18 protein-coding genes and 1 pseudogene are annotated in these 18,957 nt (G+C 70.6%); 8 read left to right on the top strand and 11 right to left on the bottom strand.

What is annotated here, in order from left to right; translation table 11 throughout:
- Positions 1–43: 43 nt before the first annotated feature.
- On the bottom strand, positions 44–604 hold the full coding sequence (locus tag ACGFW6_RS01000; RefSeq protein ID WP_393503073.1) for a hypothetical protein: 561 nt from the start codon (positions 602–604) through the stop codon (positions 44–46).
- 483 nt (positions 605–1,087) lie between these two features.
- Here ACGFW6_RS01000 and ACGFW6_RS00995 point away from each other — a divergent pair, with 483 nt between their 5' ends.
- Entirely contained in the window at positions 1,088–1,591 is a 504-nt protein-coding gene (locus ACGFW6_RS00995) for a sigma-70 family RNA polymerase sigma factor (RefSeq protein ID WP_393503071.1), read from the top strand.
- Here ACGFW6_RS00995 and ACGFW6_RS00990 read toward each other — a convergent pair.
- Both ACGFW6_RS00990 and ACGFW6_RS00985 read right to left on the bottom strand, forming a co-directional pair.
- Positions 1,588–1,737: a hypothetical protein gene (locus ACGFW6_RS00990; RefSeq protein ID WP_393503069.1), complete on the bottom strand. Its 150-nt coding sequence runs from the start codon at positions 1,735–1,737 to the stop codon at positions 1,588–1,590. The two genes, ACGFW6_RS00995 and ACGFW6_RS00990, sit on opposite strands and share 4 nt — an antisense overlap.
- An 86-nt stretch (positions 1,738–1,823) precedes the next feature.
- The gene (locus ACGFW6_RS00985; protein WP_393503067.1) at positions 1,824–2,387 is read right to left on the bottom strand and encodes a CGNR zinc finger domain-containing protein; all 564 of its coding nucleotides are present in this window, start codon (positions 2,385–2,387) and stop codon (positions 1,824–1,826) included.
- A gap of 434 nt (positions 2,388–2,821) precedes the next feature.
- Here ACGFW6_RS00985 and ACGFW6_RS00980 point away from each other — a divergent pair, with 434 nt between their 5' ends.
- The 4 genes from ACGFW6_RS00980 to ACGFW6_RS00965 all read left to right on the top strand — a co-directional run bounded on the left by ACGFW6_RS00980 (position 2,822) and on the right by ACGFW6_RS00965 (position 6,718).
- Positions 2,822–3,544, top strand: a complete 723-nt coding sequence (locus ACGFW6_RS00980) for a molybdopterin-dependent oxidoreductase (RefSeq protein ID WP_393503066.1) — start codon at positions 2,822–2,824, stop codon at positions 3,542–3,544.
- The gene (locus tag ACGFW6_RS00975; protein WP_393503064.1) at positions 3,498–4,193 is read left to right on the top strand and encodes a cytochrome b/b6 domain-containing protein; all 696 of its coding nucleotides are present in this window, start codon (positions 3,498–3,500) and stop codon (positions 4,191–4,193) included. Before ACGFW6_RS00980 ends, ACGFW6_RS00975 begins: the two co-directional genes overlap by 47 nt.
- Positions 4,194–4,451: 258 nt before the next feature.
- Entirely contained in the window at positions 4,452–6,068 is a 1,617-nt protein-coding gene (locus ACGFW6_RS00970; protein ID WP_393503063.1) for a tannase/feruloyl esterase family alpha/beta hydrolase, read from the top strand.
- A gap of 44 nt (positions 6,069–6,112) precedes the next feature.
- Entirely contained in the window at positions 6,113–6,718 is a 606-nt protein-coding gene (locus tag ACGFW6_RS00965) for a DUF308 domain-containing protein (RefSeq protein WP_393503062.1), read from the top strand.
- 79 nt (positions 6,719–6,797) lie between these two features.
- On the opposite strand, the gene ACGFW6_RS00960 is transcribed toward ACGFW6_RS00965, so the two are convergent.
- The 5 genes from ACGFW6_RS00960 to ACGFW6_RS00940 form a co-directional block, all read right to left on the bottom strand.
- Positions 6,798–7,298, bottom strand: a complete 501-nt coding sequence (locus tag ACGFW6_RS00960) for a flavin reductase family protein (RefSeq protein WP_393503060.1) — start codon at positions 7,296–7,298, stop codon at positions 6,798–6,800.
- A 50-nt stretch (positions 7,299–7,348) separates the two neighbouring features.
- A complete protein-coding gene (locus ACGFW6_RS00955; RefSeq protein ID WP_393503058.1) occupies positions 7,349–8,551 on the bottom strand; it encodes an acyl-CoA dehydrogenase family protein in 1,203 nt (400 codons plus the stop codon).
- A gap of 450 nt (positions 8,552–9,001) precedes the next feature.
- Positions 9,002–9,469: an SsgA family sporulation/cell division regulator gene (locus ACGFW6_RS00950; RefSeq protein WP_393503056.1), complete on the bottom strand. Its 468-nt coding sequence runs from the start codon at positions 9,467–9,469 to the stop codon at positions 9,002–9,004.
- A gap of 239 nt (positions 9,470–9,708) precedes the next feature.
- A complete protein-coding gene (locus ACGFW6_RS00945) occupies positions 9,709–10,080 on the bottom strand; it encodes a DUF2255 family protein (protein WP_393503054.1) in 372 nt (123 codons plus the stop codon).
- The gene (locus tag ACGFW6_RS00940) at positions 10,077–10,223 is read right to left on the bottom strand and encodes a hypothetical protein (RefSeq protein WP_393503052.1); all 147 of its coding nucleotides are present in this window, start codon (positions 10,221–10,223) and stop codon (positions 10,077–10,079) included. The genes ACGFW6_RS00945 and ACGFW6_RS00940 overlap by 4 nt, the downstream gene beginning before the upstream one ends.
- A 176-nt stretch (positions 10,224–10,399) precedes the next feature.
- Between ACGFW6_RS00940 and ACGFW6_RS00935 the strand changes: the two are divergent.
- A pseudogene (locus ACGFW6_RS00935) lies at positions 10,400–11,319 on the top strand (alpha/beta hydrolase).
- A gap of 81 nt (positions 11,320–11,400) precedes the next feature.
- Here ACGFW6_RS00935 and ACGFW6_RS00930 read toward each other — a convergent pair.
- Both ACGFW6_RS00930 and ACGFW6_RS00925 read right to left on the bottom strand, forming a co-directional pair.
- Positions 11,401–11,829 (bottom strand): hypothetical protein, encoded by a 429-nt coding sequence (locus tag ACGFW6_RS00930; RefSeq protein ID WP_393503050.1) that lies wholly within the window; start codon positions 11,827–11,829, stop codon positions 11,401–11,403.
- Positions 11,830–12,028: 199 nt separating this feature from the next.
- Complete coding sequence (locus ACGFW6_RS00925; protein ID WP_393503048.1) at positions 12,029–13,642, bottom strand: CehA/McbA family metallohydrolase; 1,614 nt, start codon at positions 13,640–13,642, stop codon at positions 12,029–12,031.
- Between the two features lie 464 nt (positions 13,643–14,106).
- On the opposite strand from ACGFW6_RS00925, the gene ACGFW6_RS00920 reads away from it, so the two are divergent.
- Positions 14,107–14,925 carry an oxidoreductase gene (locus ACGFW6_RS00920; RefSeq protein ID WP_393503046.1) on the top strand — a complete coding sequence of 273 codons (819 nt, stop codon included), beginning with the start codon at positions 14,107–14,109 and terminating at the stop codon, positions 14,923–14,925.
- Positions 14,926–15,024: 99 nt separating this feature from the next.
- Positions 15,025–15,699, top strand: a complete 675-nt coding sequence (locus ACGFW6_RS00915) for a TetR/AcrR family transcriptional regulator (RefSeq protein WP_393503045.1) — start codon at positions 15,025–15,027, stop codon at positions 15,697–15,699.
- 371 nt (positions 15,700–16,070) lie between these two features.
- Here the strand turns inward: ACGFW6_RS00915 and ACGFW6_RS00910 are convergent, their stop codons facing one another.
- Positions 16,071–18,812 carry an ATP-binding protein gene (locus tag ACGFW6_RS00910; protein ID WP_393503043.1) on the bottom strand — a complete coding sequence of 914 codons (2,742 nt, stop codon included), beginning with the start codon at positions 18,810–18,812 and terminating at the stop codon, positions 16,071–16,073.
- Between the last annotated feature and the right edge of the window lie 145 nt (positions 18,813–18,957).

The raw sequence follows: 18,957 nt of genomic DNA, 5'->3' as shown, positions 1-18,957 counted from the left end.
CCGGCCTCAAGGGCGCGTGTCGACCCGCCGACCGTCGTCGGTGTCAGTCGCTGTCCGTCTCGCCCTGCTCGACCAAGGTGTACACGACGGAGCGCCGATGCTTGTGGCGCCGGACACGGCCCTTGGCGACCAGGGACTCGAGGGTGTTGCGCACCACCTGCGGGGTGGGGTTGCGGTCCGGGTGCTTCTCCAGGAGTTCGTCCCGCAGCTCCTTCGCCAGACGCGCCTCTTCGTACTGGCCGAGCAACTCCGCCAACAGGTCACCGAGCAGAGGCCGGTGCGACTTCCCCTTCGCGCCGGCCTTCGCCGTCCCGGTGGACGGTGCGGACTTGGCGGGCGCGGAACGTCGTGCGGCAGCGCGGGCCGGGGTCTTCCTCTTCGCGACGGTCGGCTCGTCCTGCGACTGTTCGGGCAGACGGGAGGCGTCCGCGAAACCCTGGTACCGCTCGGCGAGGTTGAGGATATCCGCGAGGAGGGCCTCCTCCTGCTTCAAGACGGTGATCCTCTCCGCCAGTTCCTGCTGTCGCCGGCGGTTCTCCTCCAGGTCCGATGCGGCTTGCGCTACGTACCGCGATCGGAGCGTGGCGGCTGAATGGTCGGTCACAACCGTTCACTCCCTCGATATGAATGAATTTGCGCATGGTACCCACGCCCGAGGGTCCCGTGCGGATAAGTGTCAACGCCAGATGGTCGGCCCGGCATGCTCACCCTTCACGATAGGCGCATGTGCCGGTGATTGTTCGGTAGGTGTGGACGCCTCTCGACTTCCTACAGGTTCGACGACATCGCCAGTACGTGGTGCCCTTCGTAGGTACTGCTCTGGGGGACGTCTTCGCCCACCGGAGGCATGTGTGGGCATACAGATATGGGTGTCTTGGCGCCTCGAGGAAGCTCTCCCTCATCTGTGAGGCAGCCACACATGTGGCGGTCGGCTGCGGTGCACGGCACTAAGGCCACACGAACGCCGCACGTTGGTGGCACTTGCTCCTGCCCAGAGTGTGCGGGCGAGGGGTTGATTCCGGCCCCGGTCCCCGCCCGACAGAGAACCAGGATGGTTCAGAACCCCATGCCCACGCCCCTCACGGCTATGTCCCGATCCGACCTGCTCAGCACCATCATGAGGGAACACCGGGACAGCCTCGTCTCGTACGCCGAGAAGATGCTGGGCGATCACGGACTGGCGGAGAACATCGTCCAGGAGGCCATGATCCGGGCCTGGCGGAACACGGACCGGTTGCTCGGGATGGAGGGGTCGGTCCGCGGCTGGCTGTTCACCGTGACCCGGCACCTGGTCATCGACTACGTACGCAAGCCGCATGTCCGCCGGGAGGCCGTCGGGGTCACCTACAGCGAGCCCGTGGCGGGCGCCGACGCCACCGAGGCGGTGCTCGACGCCTTGGTGGCCACGCCCTTCCTGCGCCGGTTGTCTCCCGATCACCGGGCCGTGCTGATGCACATCTACCTGTGCGACCGCAGCATCCAGGAGACCGCGGGCATACTCGGCGTCCCGGCCGGCACGGTCAAGAGCCGACACCACAACGCCCTTCGCAAACTGCGCGGTGTCGTTCGTCGGGAGGCAGGGACCGCCTAGAAGCCCGTCCACTCGGCGGAGTCCGCACGGTCGCCGAAGGCCCGGGCCCGTACGCCCGGCCGCGGCGGCGGCAGGATCGTGGGACCGGAGTGCGGTGCGAGGAGCGCGGTGACGGCCTTGGCGCTGTAGAGATCATGCTCGAGCATCCTGGACAGCGCCTCGGGATGCTCAAGAAGCTTGCCGCGGGCTGAGCCCCGCTTCGCCGGGACCGCGCGCCGCCCAGGTGAGGAGGTCAGCGGGTGGCTGCGGCGGGCGCGGACTTCTTGCGGGCGCGGTACGCGGCGGCCTTGATCTTGTTGCCGCAGGAGTCCATGCCACACCACTGGCGTCGCATGCCGCGGGAGCGGTCGATGTACACCCGGGTGCACTCGGGGTTGCCGCACTCCTTCATCAGCGGCACGTCCGGGCCGCTGAGGAGTTCCACCGCCTGTCGGGCGACAGTTGCGAGCGCCTGACCGGGTGTGGCCTCGGTGTGCCGCCCGGTCATGGCGAGCTGGGGCGTCACGGGAGTCTTGCGCGCGGCTGCGTTCACCATGGCGAGCGCCTCGGCGTCGAACTTCTCGCCGAGCCGCCGGTCGGTGATGAGGCGGTAGATGGCCTCGCGCAGGGTCGTGGCCTCCCGGACGTCGTCCTCCCCGCCGGGGGTGATCGTGTCCACCAGCCCGGACTCCAGGTACCAGGCGTTCAGCCGCTCCGGCGTCACGAACATCTCGAACCGGGTCGAGCGCCGGGCCCGGAGCGTGGCCGCGAAGTCGAGAGCCGGGTGCCCGCATACGAAGACATGGTCAAGATTCACGTCACCATCCTGACAGGTGACTCACGTCGAGCGCAAGAACTGTCGCCGCTCCGGGTGACTCCCTCCGGCTGGAGCGCGCTCGTGATCGTACGTCACTGGGTACGGACTCGCTGGTCAGGGCCCGTGATGAGGGGTGGCCGGCGAGAGTGGCGCAGCTGCCTTCCGTTCGGTGGCCGTCAGACCTGGGCCTCAATCGGAGACGCCGCGTTCACCCACGACGTCTGTGCCTCCTCGGTCAAGCGTCGACGTCATGCGTGGCTTGCCGGTCGGTGCCCCGTCAGGTCGGAGGTGCGGCGCTGGGCGGGCTCATACGTGTGCGAAGGCGGAGCGTGTTGACAGTCCGTGACCCCCATGACAGCATCGTCACCTGTTAAACCGGTGACGATGTCGCGAGGGTTCGGCAGAGGTCACATGTGTCGGAAGGAGCGCACACCATGGCGGAGAAGCCAAAGCCGCAGCCCAGGACCGGGGGTGCACCGGTCGGGCGGCGGGCGATGCTGGGGATGCTGGGCGCGGGCGCGGCCGGGCTCGCCGCCGCGCCGTATCTCCAGCGCGGCTGGGAGGGGTTCCTCGCCACCGCCTCCGAGGTCGACGCCACCGGCCTGACCGGCCTGCTGCCCAACCCGGGCGGCTTTCGGTACTACAGCGTCGTCGGCTCGGTGCCGCACAAGGACGAGACCAACTACGAACTGCGCATCGACGGGCTGGTGGAACGGCCGAAGACCTACACGCTCGGCGAACTGCGTGCCCTGCCGCAGACCCGGGTGGTCCACGACGTCCTGTGCACCGACGGATGGCGCGTGGACGACACGCCGTTCGAGGGTGTGAAGCTGGCGGACCTTCTGGATGCCGCCGGGGTGCGTTCCCGGGGCGCGGCGATTCGCTTCACCTGCTTCGACGGCGCCTACACCGAGAGCCTCACCCTGGAACAGGCGCGCCGCTCGGACGTCCTGGTGGCACTGAACATGCAGGACAAGCCCATCACCCACGCGCACGGCGGCCCGGTCCGCCTCTATGTGGCGCCCATGTACTTCTACAAGTCGGCCAAGTGGCTGTCCGGCATCACGGTCACCGACAAGGTCGTTCCCGGCTACTGGGAGGAGCGCGGATATGCGGTCGACGGCTGGCTCGACGGCGCCGACCGGCACGCGGCCTGAACTCGAGGGCCGGGTACGTCGTTTCAGCACCGCCGAGCGCATGGTCCACCGGGCCACCGGCTGTCTGATGCTGCTGTGCCTGGTCTCGGCCGCCTGTCTCTACCTCGGGCCGCTGGCCCAACTTGTCGGGCGACGCCATCTGATGGTCACGGTCCACGAGTGGTCCGGCATTTCACTGCCGCTGCCCTTCCTTCTGGGCCTTCTCTCCCCTTCGTTCCGCGCGGACCTGCGCAGGCTGAACCGCTTCGCGGTGTACGACCGGCAGTGGCTGCGCGCCGTCCGCAAGCGTCGCACCTCGCCCGAGGCGCGTCCGGCCGGCAAGTTCAACGCGGGCCAGAAGCTCTACGCGGGCTGGATCGCCGGCGCCGTGCTGGTGATGATGTTCACCGGCCTGCTCATGTGGTTCATGGGGCTGCTGCCCTTCATCTCCCGCACCAGCGCGATCTTCGTGCATGACCTCCTCGCCTGGGCGATCACCTTCGTCCTCGTCGGGCACATGCGCAAGGCCGCCGCGGACCCCGAGGCGCGGCTGGGAATGCGCACCGGGTATGTCAGCCGGTCATGGGCGCAGCGGTACCACTCGCGGTGGCTGGGCGAGGAACACGCAGGTGACGGCGGCGGGGACGCGCCGAACCGTCGGATGACCTAACGCGTCCACGGCGGCGCCGGGCCGCTGTTCGCGGCTGTGGACCGTCAACTGACTGTTGCGGGCCCATGTTGTGCGTCGCCAGAGTGGGACCGGGTCGGAAGCCACCGATTCCTTCTGTTCGCCGATCTTCGGCTCCACCCCTTGCCGTCACCGGTTCAACTGGTGATAGCGTTCTGATCAGTCTTCGGCCCGCCGCGTGTGTCGTGCACATGTGTCGCCGTGGCCGGACTAACACCTACTTCTTGGATGGGAAACCCCATGAGACGACTTCTGACTGTCCTCGCGGCCGGTGTGCCGCTGGCCGCGGCGGTGTATCTGCCGACCGCCTCGGCGGAGACCAAGGACACCGCCGCCACCCCGTTCACCTGCTCGGCGCCGTCCGTGAAGGCTCCCGCGGGCACCAAGGTGGAGTCGGTGACCGCTGTCGACCAGGAGGGCGGCACGGTCAACGGCACGGGCGTCCTGGGCGGCTCGGTCTCCGGTGTCCCTGCCTACTGCGAAGTGACGGTCACCCTCACCCACCCGGGCGCCGGCGACCACGCCAAGGTGCGTACCTGGCTGCCCGCCAACGGCTGGAACGGCCGCTTCCAGGGTCTCGGCGGCGCCGCCTACCTGGCCGGTGACAACGGTGTCGGCCTGGGCACCGCGATCAAGAACGGTTACGCCGCCGTCTCCACCGACGCCGGTGTCGGCGACGCCCTCGACACCAGCTGGGCGCTGAACGGCGAGGGCCGGGTGAATAGCGCCCTGCTCAAGAACTTCGCCTCCCGCTCGCAGCACGAGGCGGTGGTCGTGGGCAAGGAGGTCGTCGACGCGGTCTACGGCAAGCGTCCGGCCTACTCCTACTTCACCGGCTGCTCCACCGGCGGCCGCCAGGGCTACATGGAGGCCCAGCGTCACCCCGACGACTACGACGGCATCCTGGCCGACGCCCCCGCGGTCAACTGGGACGAGTTCGAGATCGCCACCCTGTGGCCGCAGGTGGTCATGAGCAACGAGAAGACCTACCCGTCCCAGTGTGAGTTCAACGCCTTCACCGACGCCGCCGTCAAGGCCTGCGACTCCCTCGACGGCGTCAAGGACGGCCTGGTCAACGACGCCTCCCGGTGCGACTTCGACCCGCGCCGGCTGGTCGGCACCAAGGTCGTGTGCGACGGCAAGGAACTGACCATCACGTCGGCCGACGCCACCGTCGTACGCAAGATCTGGGACGGCCCGCGCACCACCTCCGGCAAGAAGCTCTGGTACGGCGTCCCGGTCGGGGCGGACATCTGGGCGCTGGCCGGGCACAGCGAGCCCGACGCCGACGGCAACGTCACCGGAGCGCCGTTCCCGGTGCCCGCCGCCTGGGCCAAGCTCTGGGTGGCGAAGGACCCGTCCCTCGACCTCTCGAAGATCACCTACGCCGGGTTCACCCGGCTGTTCCAGCAGTCCCAGGCCGAGTACGACAAGGTCATCGGCACCGACGACCCGGACCTGTCGGACTTCCGCAAGTCCGGCGGCAAGCTGCTGACCTGGCACGGCGAGGCCGACCAGTACATCCCCACCCAGGGCACCGTGCAGTACCGCCAGAAGGTCGAGCGGGAACTCGGCGGCACGAAGAAGGTCGACGACTTCTACCGCCTCTTCCTCGCCCCGGGCACCAACCACTGCGGCCTCAACGGCGCCGCCGGCTCGGCCGACGGCCTCGCCGCGCTGACCGCCTGGGTCGAGCACGGCAAGGCACCCAAGACGCTGCCCGCCACCCTGATCAACGCCGACGGGCAGAACGTCACCCGCGACCTGTGCACCTACCCGCAGGTGTCCCGCTACAAGGGCTACGGCGATCCGGCCGTCGCCTCCAGCTTCCGCTGCGTCTCCCCCTCCCGGCACTGACCGGGTCGGCTCCCAACCCCTGACCTGAGAAAGGCCGAACCGACATGAGCACCCCGACCGTGGCCTCCATCCCGACCGGACACACCGGCGCAGGAGAGCGCTCCTCCCTGTTGAGGCTGTACCTGATCCGTGGCGTCCTCGCCGTGGTGTGGGCCCTGGCCTTCGCCGCCGTCCGAGGGGACCAGGAGGAACTCGACGCGGCGGCCATCGCAGTGCTGGTCGTGTACCCGCTGATCGACGCGGTGTCCTCGCTGATCGACTACCGAGCCACACCGGACGGTTCCGAGCGCCAGGTCACGGCGTTCAACGGGGCGCTCAGCACGCTGGCGGCCATCGCGCTCTGCCTCGCCGGGGCCGGCAGCCTGGCAGCCGCGCTCCACGTGTTCGGCGTCTGGGCCGTCATCTCCGGTGCCGCCCAGGTGATCGTCGGAGTGCGGCGGCGCGGTCCTGAGCTGGGCAAGCAGTGGCCCACCCTGATCTCGGGCGGGCTGTCCTTCCTGGTCGGCATCACGTACAACATCCAGGCCGCGGGCGACAATCCCTCGCTCGACGTGCTGTCGGTGTACGCCACGGGCGGCGGGGTGTGGTTCATCCTGCAGGCGCTGCTGCTGGGCTGGAAGTCCCGCCAGCTGCGGGCCGGGACCACCTGACCCCTCGTACCACGCACATCGACCCGAGACCTCACGGCCTCGGGTCGATGTGCGTTTGGGCCCGTCCTCCGCAACCGGCTCAGTCGGGACGGGCGAGAGAGCGATAGCGCCCGCGGTGGAAGATCAGGGGTTCTCGCGACGTGTCCGCCCGGAGCCCGGTGACCCGGCCGATGACGACGGTGTGGTCACCGGCGTCGTACTCGTGGACCAGATCGCAGGAGATCCACGCGCAGGAACCCTCCAACAGCGGGGCGCCGCCGTGTCCCGGAGACCACCTGACTCCGCGGAACCGGTCACCCGGCCCGGCGAAGGCAGAACCGAGGTCCTGCTGCCCCACGGCCAGCACGTTGACGCAGAACGCGGCCGAAGCGCGCATGAGCGGCCAGCTGCGGGAGGTGCGCGCCGGTGCGAACGAGACCAGCGCGGGCTCCAGCGACAGGGACACGAAGGACTGGCAGGTGAACCCGAGGGGCCCCTCGGGTCCGGCCGCCGTCACGACGGCGACACCGGACGCGAAGTGCCCGAGCACATCACGGTGTACGGCGTGGTGCCCGAGGGCGGTGGTGGGGAGATCGGCCATGGTGGGTGCCTCGATCCTGAAGTCTGCTGCGGTTCGGGTCGGTTGGCTCGTCAGACCATGGGGCTGACGGGCCGCTCGTCGCCCACCAGGGCGCGGCCGTACATCTCCCGGGCTAGGCCGGGGTTGAGAGTGGGGTGTCGGGCCGCTGTCTCCAGATCGCGCCAGTAGCGCTGGACGGACGCGCTCCGTGCGAAGCTGCCCGCCCCGTTCACCGTGAGCAGCAGCTGTACCGCCTGCCGCAGACACGTGGAGGCGTGCCCCACGTCCATCCGCACCCGGGCCCGCTCAAGGAGGGTAGGAGTGGCCGAGGCCGCCGCCGCGGTGTCGACCGCCTCGGCCGAGCGTGTGAGGTGGAGGGCCGCGGAGTCGATCAGTGTGGCCGCGTCGGCGAGTGCCGCCTGGCCACTGGGGGAGTCGGCCAGCCGGCGATGCAGGGACATGGCCATCGGCTTGCCCCGCCCGACGGTTTCCACGGTCGTGCGGAAGACGGCGCGCGCGGCGCCGAGCAGCGGCGCCAGGGACGTCAGCGTCAGCGAGCCCGGAGGGATCCGGTACAGCGGTTCGCCCGCCCGCTCGTGGTCGGTCAGCACGTCGGAGAAGGCGCGGATCCGGTGGTACGGGACGAAGACGTCCTCGGCGACGAGGGTGTCGCTGCCGGTGCCCCGCATGCCCGCCATGTCCCAGGTCGCCTCGATGGTCAGCTCGCTCGTCGGGACCAGCGCGACCCCCGGCGCAGCCCCCTCCGCCGCCGGCTGGGGCATCGGCACACCGAGCACACCCCACTCGGCCTGGTGGCAGCCCGACGCCCACGACCAACGGCCCGACACCAGCAGCCCGCCTTCGACCGGTTCCGCGGTGACACCCACGCTGCTGAACACGCCGCACATGGGGACGTCCGGGCCGTCGCCCCAGAGGTCGAGGCGGGCCTTCTCCCCGAAGGACGCGGCGATCTGCTGGGCGACGTACGACACCATGACGACCCAGGCGCTGGAGGTGCAGGCCACACCGAGTTCGGCCAGGACGTCGACGGCGGAGGTGAGGGGGAGTTCGTGCCCGCCGAGGTGTGCGGGTGTGCCGAGCCGGAACATGCCTGCGTCCCGCAGCGCCTGTGCCGTTCGGGGAGAGAGCCGGCTCTCCCGCTCGGCGTCGTCGGCATACGTGCGCAGCACGGGAGCGGCGGCACGTGCGGCCTCGACGAGTGCGCGCGCTGTGTCAGCGGACAGGGTGTGCGCCTCGTGGTCCAAACGGTTCATCAGTGCTCCAGATCCATATCCGGACCCAAGGGTCCACTTATCGTTTCAGAGTACACGGATGTGGAGGTGTGCAAGGTTCACGGATGCTCGCCACGATCGGCCGGTGTCCTTCACGAGGCCGGGTAAAGGTGTGTGTGAACACGTTGGGAGGGGCACGCGCGGTGCGCGTGCCCCTCCCAACGGCGAAGAACTCAGTTGTCGCTGTTGAAGATGGTCAGCACCCGCAGCAAGGCGACCAGGGCCGCACCCATCGCGATGCCGTACGGCCGGCCGAGGTTCGCTTCGTCGACGGGGAGCAGGAGGCAGGACAAAGCCCTGTCATCGGGAATTGGGACGGCTTACGTGTGGCAGCGGCTGTGTACCTGGCCGTCGGCGGCAACCCTTGTGCGTCATCGCTCTGACAGGCGACGTGATCGTGGCCAAGTCACCTTGCCACGCACCCAGCCGCGGTCACTCCGAGGGCGCCGCCGGGTCGTCGATCAGGTCCCGGAGAAAGCCGTCCCAGTTCAGGCCGTCCATCTCCATCTCGGCCGGGGTGATCAGGTACGTCGCGTCCAGCCATCGCGCCAGCGGAGCCGCGGGCACCTCGAACAGGGCCTCCACCTCCTGCGATTCGAGAAGCAGCCAGGACGAGGGGCGCTCCCTGGGCAGCGCCGGCCACATCCGTACGTCGCCGCAACCGCTCATCGCCGTCAGGCCGCGGTACAGGAGTTCGCGGCCGATGTGCCAGATGAAGCTCGGGCCCCGCTCCGCCGAGAACTCGACCGTGATCACCGCGGGCGCGCCGGCGTCGAAGCGGAACTCCGCCCGGATCGGCAGCGGGGTGAACTCGTCCAGCAGCTGGTCGACTTCCAGGGACAGCGGGGGTACCGACTCGGACGCCGAACGCGCCTTCAGGGGTGACTGATCACGGTGCATGACGGGAGTTCCCTCCGTGGGACGAAGCCTGCGTATCCACTCTTCGCCGGGAACAGAACGCGCACATCGGTCAGTTGACGGTCGAAGGCTGTCGCAGGTGAGAGGACCGGCGGTCATCGGGCGGCGCCGGGAGGCGTAGCGACGACCGCGATGACGTAAGTCATCGGCGTCCTCGACGAGGCCCGATGCTTTCTCGGCGGCGGGCACTCGGCGGCGACGGCGGCTGAACCGCGTACGGCTCAGAGGTCCGCGGTGGGCGACGGGTCGATGCGGATCGTCGCTGCGTGCGCCGCGGGGTTCGCGACCAGGGCGTCGGCCACCGATCCGTACTTGTCGCGGAAGGCGGCGTCCAACCCGGCGGGCAGATCGAGGGCGCGGGTCGTGAGCAGCACGGCGTGGGAGGTCCCGCCCAACCGGATCGTTCCGTGGCCGTGCTTCCGCGCCGCCCGGTACCAGCGCGAGCGGACTCCGCGGTAGGCACGGACGTACAACTCCCCGTCGACGACGACCATGCCGATCTCCACCCCGGGGCGATCGCCGTCCCCGGCGGTCAGGACGAGCGAGTAGGTCTCGGAAAGCAGGGTCCCATCCGCGGAGGTCCACGTGGTCATCGGTTCGGCTCCTCGGTGCTGGGTGCCTGCGCGGCCCGGGAGGTGAGGTCGTACAGGGCGTCCCGGGAGGAGGCGCCGGGTTCGGAGGCGAGGGCCGTCAGGCGTTGTCCGGAGCCGACGGGAGAGTCGGGTGTCTGTCTCATGTTCTCCAGTGTCATGTGGCCGGGCCGGACACGGGACAGGTGTGAGGGGGCAGGTCCTTTCCCAGGCAGAAACCTGTCTCTCCCGCGGACGGGGCAGACGACGGATGGTGGTGATGTGCCCAGCACGGACCGGGCGCTCAGGACCTCGTTCGTCACCTTTTCCAAGGAGTGTTTCCATGGCCAGGACCCGTGTCCGCTTCGACAGCGCCGGCATTGAGATCGCCGCACACCTCTACATCCCCGACAGCCCCGTCGTGGCCCGACGTCCGGCACTGGTCGTCGGCCACCCCGGAACCGGGGTGAAGGAGCAGACATCCGGCACCTACGCACAGTTGATGGCCGAGCGCGGGTTCGTCACCCTCGCCTTCGACGCCGCCCACCAGGGTGAGTCGGGCGGTCTGCCCCGAGGGCTGGAGGACCCCGCCCAGCGCGTCGAGGACTTCAAGGCCGCCGTCTCCTACCTCACCACCCGCGACGAGGTCGACCCCGACCGCGTAGGTCTGCTCGGCATCTGTGCCTCCGGCGGCTACTCACTGGCCGCCACCGGCGGCGATCACCGCGTCAAGGCCGTCGCCACCGTGTGCACCGCCGAACCTGCCCGCCAGTTCCGCTTCGGCGCCGACGGCTCCCAGGACCCGGCCGTCTTCCAGGCACTCCTCGACGCCGCCGCCCAGGCCCGCACCCGGGCCGCGCGCGGTGAGGACCCCGGTGTGCTGACGATGTTCCCCGGGACCGCGCAAGAGGCGGGCGCCGTGGGTGGAGAGCACGGCATCGAGGGGTGGGAGTACTACTGCGGCGCGCGCGGCCACCACGAGCGCTCCGCGAAGTTCCTCACGTGGGACAGCGTCGACAAGATGGCCTCCAGCGACGTCTTCCGCGCCGTTCCCCTCATCGGCCCCCGCCCCGTCCTGCAGATCATCGGCGAGCGAGCGGTGACCGCGTGGATGGCGATCGAGGCCCACCAGGCCGTCACCGGCCCCAAGGAACTGCACCGCATCCCCGGCGCCAGCCACGTCGACCTCTACGACAGCGCGAGTACATCGACCAGGCCATCGACAAGCTCACCGACTACTTCACCACCCACCTCGACAAGTGACCTGCTGAGGCCACGGACGGGGGCACATGCGGGAGGGGCCGACAACGTGTGCTGTCGGCCCCTCCCGCATGTGCGGGTGTGTCACTTCGCCTGCAACGGCCCCGCGAAGGACTTGCGCAGGGAGCCGGGCGCGGCCAGGGGCAGAAGTGAGGCCAGCATCCTGCCCTTGAGGGTGCTCGGCTGCCGCGTCAGCTCGACGTCGACGCGGGTTCCGTCGCCCTCCGGGGTCATGGTGAAGACCCAGCCACCGCCGGCGCCGAAGAGCTTGGAGTCGAGGGTGGTGACGGTGACGGTGTCACCGGCGGGCGCCCATTCGTAGCGGGCTCGTTCCCAGGCGGCGGCGGTGCCCTCGGTGACTTCGGCCCAGGTGTCGCCGCGTTCGTGGACCTCGAAGTGGTCGGCGTCGATGGTGGGCCAGACCTGGGCGCGGGAAGGGCCGAAGTCGGTCAGCACCCCCAGGACCTCCTTGGGGTCGAGCCGGGAGACGAGGTGGAAGCGAACGACTGTCATGGGGTGTGTCCTCACCGAGAAGTAACCGTTCTGAGCGGTGACGAGAGATTCCCATGCGGTGTCGTCACCTGTCAATGCGGTTACGTGGGCCGACGGGTGCCGGGGTGACGCGCCTGCGCCCGGACGGCAGCAGTCGTCGCGGCACGGCGCACCTGCTGGGCGAAGCCGCCCAGCAGGTGTGCCGTGCCGCCGCTCCGTATCAGTCCCGGGTACGCAGCAGGATCGGGTTGGTGAGCGCCGCCATGGGGCCCCACTGGAGCTCCGGGGCCATGGTGTTGCCCTTGCCGGGGGTCCCGTCCGCCTTCGGGTGGCGGACCTCGGCGCGCACATACGCGGCGAGCGAGGCGGTCGTGCGCCACACGACCGTGCCGGTGCCGGAGGCGCTCAGCGACTCCTGGTGCATCTGGCCCTCGTCGGTGATGAACCGCACCGTGCCGTTGGGCACGCCGGAGACCTCCAGGCGCACGTCGACGGGGGTGTCCGCGGCCACCCGGAGCGTTTCGGCGATGCCGGCCGAACGCCCTCCTCCGGTCACGCTGAAAGCGAGCGTGACGGCGGAGGACTCCGCGACGTAGGTACGGCCCTCGCGGATGCCCTCCAGGACGGCGGGCCGGCTGAGGTCGTCGGCGAGCACGACCGTCTGCGGCAGCCCGATGACCTGCGGCACGCTGTGCGCGTCGCTGTTGGCCATGGCGGGCAGCCAGCCCTTGCCGGAGCGCATCGCGGTGCCGAGCATCGCGTCCCAGGTGTCCACGGCCGACTCGTCGTCGTAGGTCCAGGGGCCGTTCCACACCTCGACGGCGTCGGCGTCCTCGTACCCGAACTTCCACTGACAGGCCACGTACGGGCAGTAGGGGTGAGCCGGCACGACCAGGCCGCCCTGGCGGCGCACCTGCCGGGCGAAGCGCGGAAAGGCGTCGTCGCGGGAGCGGTAACGCCAGTCGATCCACGAGCCGTTGTCCAGGCCCAGTGCCAGCCAGTGGCCGTTGCGGGTCGTGATCTCCTCGCCATTGATGATCAACAGGTCGGGCCCGGCGTACTCGCCCCACACCGCGTGCGCGGAGGAGGTGTTGTGGTCGGTGGAGACGATGAAGTCCAGGCCGGCCGCGCGGGCGCCGGCCGCGACCTCCGACGGCAGGCGCTTGCCGTCGGAGTGCACGGTGTGCAGATGGCAATCGCCGCGGTACCAAGCCCGGCCGCGGCCCTTGGCGCGTTCGCTCGCGTAGTTCGGCGTGAAGGGTGTGCCCGTGGGGCCGTACCGCAGGGTGACGGTCACCGAGTAGTTCATGCCCTGGGGGGCCACCTGGTAGGGGCCGAGGACTACGTGCCAGGTCCCCGCGTTGACCGGGCCGGGCAGGTAACCCGGTGTGGTGTCGGCGCTGTTGACGACGAAGGAGGTGCGCGCGCCTCCGGACCAGCCACGGAAGCCCCGGCTGCCCAGCGCGGTGCCCCGCTCGTCGAAGACACCGATGTCGCAGGCGTTGCCCGGGGTGCCGCTCGGTACGGAGGGCTTGTCGTAGGTGTAGGAGACGGCGATCTGGTCGACCCCACGGGGGACTTCGACGGGCAGGTGGACGAAGTCGGCGGCGCCCGTCGGGAGGTGGCCGGTGATCGTGCGGGTGACCTCGGTGCCGTCGGCCGGTGTGCCCGCCGCGGCGTTCTCGTCGGCCTGCGCGAAGCCGACCGGGGCGAGGGTCAGCGCGCCGGCCGCGCCGAGCACTCCGCCCGCCATCAGCAGCGTCCGGCGCCCCGGGTCGGCCGACACCTCCTCGGCGGTGTTCGACGTGTGTTCACAGGTTCCGGCCTGACACATGGCTGTCCTCTTCCGACCGCTGGGTGTGTGTGACCCCGGCACATTTGTCGGCCCGGGTGAAAGGGCGGACACCCCGCGGAGAACCTTGCGCCACGCCTGGTTGAAGCCGCGACGACCGGAGGCCGCTCCCGCGTGACCCTCCTCACCATGCACCTCCCCGTCTCGACAAGAGGCCAGTGGCCTCTTACTGTGGACTCATAAGATTCCAGTGGCCTCTTAAGTGGGGCTGCTGGTCGGACTCCGTGGGGAGAGGTGGCCCGGACCCGCCTCACGCCTCCCGGCCGGCTCGCAAGCGGCATGGAAGCGGCGAAGGCTGTCGCCTTTCCGCTCCGATCCGGAGCTCCTACGCCACCGAGGCACCCCACCTCACTGTCGACGGCGGCGTCCTCGTCCGACCTACCGAGCCCCGTCCCTCCACCACCCGTCCCATCACCCGTCACGCGAACAGAAACAGAGGCACCGTCATGAGCAGGACCTGGCTGATCACCGGAAGCTCCCGCGGCCTGGGCCGCACCCTCGCCGAGGCCGTCCTGGAGGCCGGCAACAACCTGGTCGCCACCGCGCGGCGCACCGAAGCCCTCGACGACCTGGTCGAGAAGTACGGCGACCGGGTCCGGCTGGTGACCCTGGACGTGACCGACTCCGCCGCCGCCCGGCGGGCCGTGCAGGCCGCCGTAGAGGCGTTCGGCCGGCTCGACGTCGTCGTGAACAACGCCGGCTACGCCGACATGGCCGCCATCGAGGACATGCCCGAGCAGGCCTTCCGCGACCAGATCGAGGCCAACCTCTTCGGCGTCGTGAACGTCTCCCGGGCCGCGCTGCCCGTGCTGCGGGAGCAGGGCGCCGGGCACATCATCCAGATCTCCTCCGTCGGCGGCCGCGTGGGCGTCCCGGGGCTGAGCGCCTACCAGGCGGCCAAATGGGCGGTCGGAGGCTTCTCCGAGGTGCTGGCCAAGGAGGTGGCCCCCCTCGGCATCAAGGTCACCGTCGCCGAACCGGGAGGCATGCGCACCGACTGGGCCGGCTCCTCCATGGCCACCCCGCCGGTCAGCGCACCGTACGAGAAGGTCGTCGGTGCCGCCATCGCGGGCATCCGGGAGCAGGACGGCAAGCAGCCGGGCGACCCGGTCCGGATCGCCGGGATCCTCCTGGACGTCGTGGACACCCCGGAGCCCCCGCTGCGACTGCTGCTCGGCAAGGACGCCGTACACGTCGGCCGGGCCGTCGCCGAGACCCTCGCCGCGTCGGACGCCGCCTGGCGTGCGGTGAGCGAGTCGGTGTGACGCGCCGCCCCGCACCCGGTGGCCAGGTGCGGGGCCTTAGGGTTACCGCAGGCGGCGCCGGGTGCGGGCGGCGAGAAAGTTTCCCTGGGGAAAGCGACGATGACTGACGAACGGCCGACGCAGTTCCAGCGTGCGCGCAGCGCCGAACAACGCGAGATCCGCCGGCAGGCCATTCTCGACGCCGCGACACAGCTCCTGACGGAACTGCCGGTCAGCGAGATCAGCCTGCGGGAGCTCAGCCGGCGGGTCGGGCTGTCCAAGACCAACGTCGTGCGCTACTTCGAGACAAGGGAGGCGGTGTTCTTCGAACTCCTCAACCGCTCCCTCGCGCAGTGGATCGAGGAACTGGACACCGAACTCCCGCCCGCCGGGGCGGACGGCGCGACCTCGCCCGAGGCCGTGACGGACGCCCTGGCGCGGTCGCTGGCCCGTCGGCCCCTGCTGTGCGGCCTGTTCGGTGCGCTCGGCTCCGAACTGGAGCGCAACATCTCCGCCGAGTCGGCACACGCGTTCAAGCTCGCTCACGTCCGCCTGCTGGGCGCGCTGGCCGAACTGCTGCGCGGGCGCATCACCACGCTGAGCCCGTCCGCGGCCCGTGAACTGGTCTCCCTGACCGTCGTGTGCACGGCCGGGCTCTGGCCGTTCGCCCACCCTTCGCCGGCCGTCACCGAAGCCCAGCAGGACCCCGAACTCGCCGACACCAAGGTCGACTTCGCCGCCCGGCTCGGCCGCACCCTGCACGTCGCGGTCACCGGTCTGCTCAGTCTTCAGTGAGGCCCGTGCGCGGAACTCCGGTTCAGGCGCAGCCCTGCGGTAGACCTCGCTGCAGGCGATCTCCCCGCTCAACTGAAACTGGCCGACGCCGAGGACGGAGACAGCCCTCAGCGCGCTGGACCACGTTCGCCGGAGCCGTCACGGATGCGCACACACCGGCGGATCCGAACTTCGAGCGGGCTCCGTCCGGCTCCGGTCACCGGCGTGCGTGCCTACGGCCAGCCGGTCTCCTCGCAGGACGTCGACCCCGCCGGAGCAGGACCACAGCCGAAGCCGCGTGTCGTGTGTGGTGAGCAGCCCTGGATCATCAGCCCCGCCCCCGCTGCGGCCTTCCCGCCCACGACGTCGATGCAGCGCTGGGATGCGGGTCATCACTGATTCTGTCGCTGCAGCGCGTCGCGCAGGGCCACCCGGGAAGCGATGCCGAGCTTGGGGTAGATCTGGTACAGGTGCGCGCCGACCGTGCGGTGGGAGATGCCCAGCCGCTCAGCGATCCGCTTGTTGGTCAGGCCCGCGGCGGCGAGTTCCGCGATCTCGCGCTCCTGCGCGGTCAGGGCGGCTCCGGGGCCGAGGGCCGGCGCGGCCTCCCGGCTCGCCGCCCGCAGTTCCCTGCGCGCGCGTTCGGCCCAGGCGAGGGAGCCCAGTCGTTCGAAAGTCTGCAGCGCGGCCGTCAGCGCGGCTTTCGACTCGGACACCGCCCGCGAGCGGCGCAGCCGCTCCCCGTGGGCCAGTTGGACCCGGGCCACGGTGAACGGCCAGCGCTCGGCGTCGGCAGCGGCCGGCGCACCGGCGAACAGGCCCGCTGCCTCGGTGTCGTCCTTCGTGGCGAGCGCCTCGGCCGCGTCGGCCAGCAGGGCGAGCCGGGGCGAGAGGCCGGCGATGTTCGTCTCCGCGCGCAGTGCCCGCACGTGGGACACCGCCTCGGCGTGCCGGCCGGTGCGCACGGCGGCCTCCACGAGTTCGAAGAACACCCAAGAGGCATGGGCGACGTAAGGCGGGAAGGTGCCGGCCGGGCTGATCGCGGTGACTCGTGTGAAGGCGGCATCGAAGTCGCTGTCGGCGATGTCGGCGAGGGCGTGGACGTGCTGGGCACAGTGGACGGCCTCGCGGATGCCGCGCGGCGCCGCCCAGTTGACCATCGCCTCGGCGAGCGCGTGTGCCGTTCCGGTGTCACCGCGGGAGGCCGTGACCAGGCCCTTGGTGTACTGGAAGAACCAGGTGCACACGGAGTAGCCGGATTCGGCGCACTGTGTCAGTCCCTCCTCGGACAGCTCCAGCACGGAGTCCCAGGCGCCCCGGTGGTAGTCCTCCAGGCACAGGTGCAACAGCGCGCCGATGTGGCGGCGTACGGCCGCGCCGTCACGTCCGTGCCGCACCAGCCGCCAGGCCGCTTCGCGCACACCCGCCAGCCGGTCCGGATACACGGCGGCGGTTCCCACGCGAACGATCCGCGCGGGGTCGCTGCCCGCGGTGGTGGCTTCGATGATCTCGTCCAGCTGCCGCAGGGTCGCGGTGTCGGCATGGGCCGGATCGCCCCAGGTGCGGGCGGCCACCAGCAGCAGCGGCGGGGGAGCGGGCCGCAGCTGGGACACCGCCCGGTGGTAGGGCTCCCACAGCTCCTCACGGGCTCCGTAGTTGCACAGCAGGAGCAGAAAGTGCAGCGCGTCGACGAGCGCCGGGTCCTCGGCGTCGTAGCCGTGGCTGCCCTCCTCGATGGCGCCGACGAGGAGGCGATGCGCGGTGCTGAGGTCTCCGTCGCTGTTGAGTACGAGCTGGACGGCGGCGGTAGCCGAGCGCAGGGAGCCGCCGTGGCCGGGATCCGCCCGCAAGGCGTCCTCCAGCAGCTCCGAGGCGCCGTCCAGAGCGCCGATCGTCTCCGCGCCCACGTAGGCGGCCTCCGAGAGCCGCCGCGCCCGGTCACTGTTGCGCGGGCTGAGGTCGGCGGCACGGGTGAGAGCGGCGATCGCCGCGACGGCGTCGCCGCGCTCCATGATGCGGTGCGCGGTCCGTTCCAGCAGGAGGGCCACCTCCTCGTCGGGCTGGAGCGTCGCCTCGCCGAGATGCTGAGCCCGTCGCTCGGGCTTGTCGGCCTGCACCGTTGCCAGCACGCGGTGGGCCGCCCGCCGGGCGCTGCTGGTGGCTTGGGCGACGACGGCGGACAGGATCAGGGGATGACGGAACACCAGACGTCGCGGTGACTCCGTGAATCTCACCAGCCCGTCCTGCTCGGCGGGGTCCACATCGAGCAGATCCACCTGCCCGTCCGCTTCCCGGGCGGCGGCGGAGAGGACCCCCAGGTCGCCGCTGCCGTCGAGGGCGGCGAGGAGCAGCACCGTGCGGGTCGCGGCGGGCAGCGTACGGATACGGGAGACGAACAGTGTGTGCAGGCGCTCGCTCAGCGGCAGGACCGCGGGCAGTACCTCACGAGCCCGGCGCTGTTCCGTCCGCAGTGCCGCCGGCAGTTCGAGCAGGGCCAGCGGGTTGCCCTGAGCGGTGTCCAGCAGTCTTCGGCGCACCGGCTGCGCGAGGTCGGGGAAGTGCAGGTCCACCAGGCGGGCGGCCGCTGACGTGTCCAGGGCGGACACCTCGAGGGAGGGCAGCCCGCCGCCGTCGAAGAAGCTGCTCACACCAGTACGGGAGGAGGCGAGGAACCGGATGGGAGTGCCGGACAGACGGCGGGCGAGGAACCCGAAGACGGCCGCGCTCGCCCGGTCCACCCAGGGCAGGTCGTCCACGATCATCAGGAGTGGGCCGTCCTCGGCCGCCGACCGCAGCAGGGTCAGGGCGGCGTTGCAGAGGACGAGCCGGTCGGGCACCGGCCCGGCGCTGAGCCCCAGCGCGCTCTTGATGGCGTCCCGTCCCGGGGCCTCAAGCCGGTCCAGGAGCGCGTCCAGCGGCAGCAGGATCTGGTGGAGCGCGGCATAGCCGACGTCGGCCTCGAACTCGGCGCCGCCCGCACGCAGCACGCGGTACCCGTCGGCGGCGGCCGTCTTCGCCAGGGCTTCCAGGAGTGCGCTCTTGCCGACGCCGGGTTCTCCCGACAGCAGCAGGACACCGCTCGCGTTGTGCGCGAGGTGCGCGCGGATCTGCTTCAGATCGTGGTCGCGCCCCACGAGCCGGTCGTCGGGCCCGGGTCGCGCGGGGCCGCTCAGGCCCACCTGCGGGAAGCAATCTGGAGCTGGTGGGGCTGCGTCGCACAGCGACACGACCGGCAGGTCGAGCGTCCTGGCGCGGTGCGTGTCATGGGCGTGCCTCCTG

The organism is Streptomyces sp. Y7 (genome assembly GCF_043195415.1).
Lineage (GTDB): Bacteria > Actinomycetota > Actinomycetes > Streptomycetales > Streptomycetaceae > Streptomyces.
The sequence above is the reverse complement of the archived record's forward strand: the minus strand, read 5'-3'. Positions and strand labels throughout refer to the sequence as shown.

Excerpts from the sequence above, each read along its gene's own strand:
- ACGFW6_RS00975 (WP_393503064.1), top strand. The coding sequence starts at position 3,498 with ATGCGGTCGACGGCTGGCTCGACGGCGCCGACCGGCACGCGGCCTGAA.
- ACGFW6_RS00960 (WP_393503060.1), bottom strand. The coding sequence starts at position 7,298 with ATGGCCGATCTCCCCACCACCGCCCTCGGGCACCACGCCGTACACCGT.
- ACGFW6_RS00915 (WP_393503045.1), top strand. The coding sequence starts at position 15,025 with ATGACTGACGAACGGCCGACGCAGTTCCAGCGTGCGCGCAGCGCCGAA.
- ACGFW6_RS00930 (WP_393503050.1), bottom strand. The coding sequence starts at position 11,829 with ATGACAGTCGTTCGCTTCCACCTCGTCTCCCGGCTCGACCCCAAGGAG.
- ACGFW6_RS00955 (WP_393503058.1), bottom strand. The coding sequence starts at position 8,551 with ATGAACCGTTTGGACCACGAGGCGCACACCCTGTCCGCTGACACAGCG.
- ACGFW6_RS00945 (WP_393503054.1), bottom strand. The coding sequence starts at position 10,080 with ATGACCACGTGGACCTCCGCGGATGGGACCCTGCTTTCCGAGACCTAC.
- ACGFW6_RS00980 (WP_393503066.1), top strand. The coding sequence starts at position 2,822 with ATGGCGGAGAAGCCAAAGCCGCAGCCCAGGACCGGGGGTGCACCGGTC.
- ACGFW6_RS00940 (WP_393503052.1), bottom strand. The coding sequence starts at position 10,223 with ATGAGACAGACACCCGACTCTCCCGTCGGCTCCGGACAACGCCTGACG.
- ACGFW6_RS00990 (WP_393503069.1), bottom strand. The coding sequence starts at position 1,737 with ATGCTCGAGCATGATCTCTACAGCGCCAAGGCCGTCACCGCGCTCCTC.
- ACGFW6_RS00970 (WP_393503063.1), top strand. The coding sequence starts at position 4,452 with ATGAGACGACTTCTGACTGTCCTCGCGGCCGGTGTGCCGCTGGCCGCG.
- ACGFW6_RS00920 (WP_393503046.1), top strand. The coding sequence starts at position 14,107 with ATGAGCAGGACCTGGCTGATCACCGGAAGCTCCCGCGGCCTGGGCCGC.
- ACGFW6_RS00950 (WP_393503056.1), bottom strand. The coding sequence starts at position 9,469 with ATGCACCGTGATCAGTCACCCCTGAAGGCGCGTTCGGCGTCCGAGTCG.
- ACGFW6_RS00965 (WP_393503062.1), top strand. The coding sequence starts at position 6,113 with ATGAGCACCCCGACCGTGGCCTCCATCCCGACCGGACACACCGGCGCA.
- ACGFW6_RS00925 (WP_393503048.1), bottom strand. The coding sequence starts at position 13,642 with ATGTGTCAGGCCGGAACCTGTGAACACACGTCGAACACCGCCGAGGAG.
- ACGFW6_RS00995 (WP_393503071.1), top strand. The coding sequence starts at position 1,088 with ATGTCCCGATCCGACCTGCTCAGCACCATCATGAGGGAACACCGGGAC.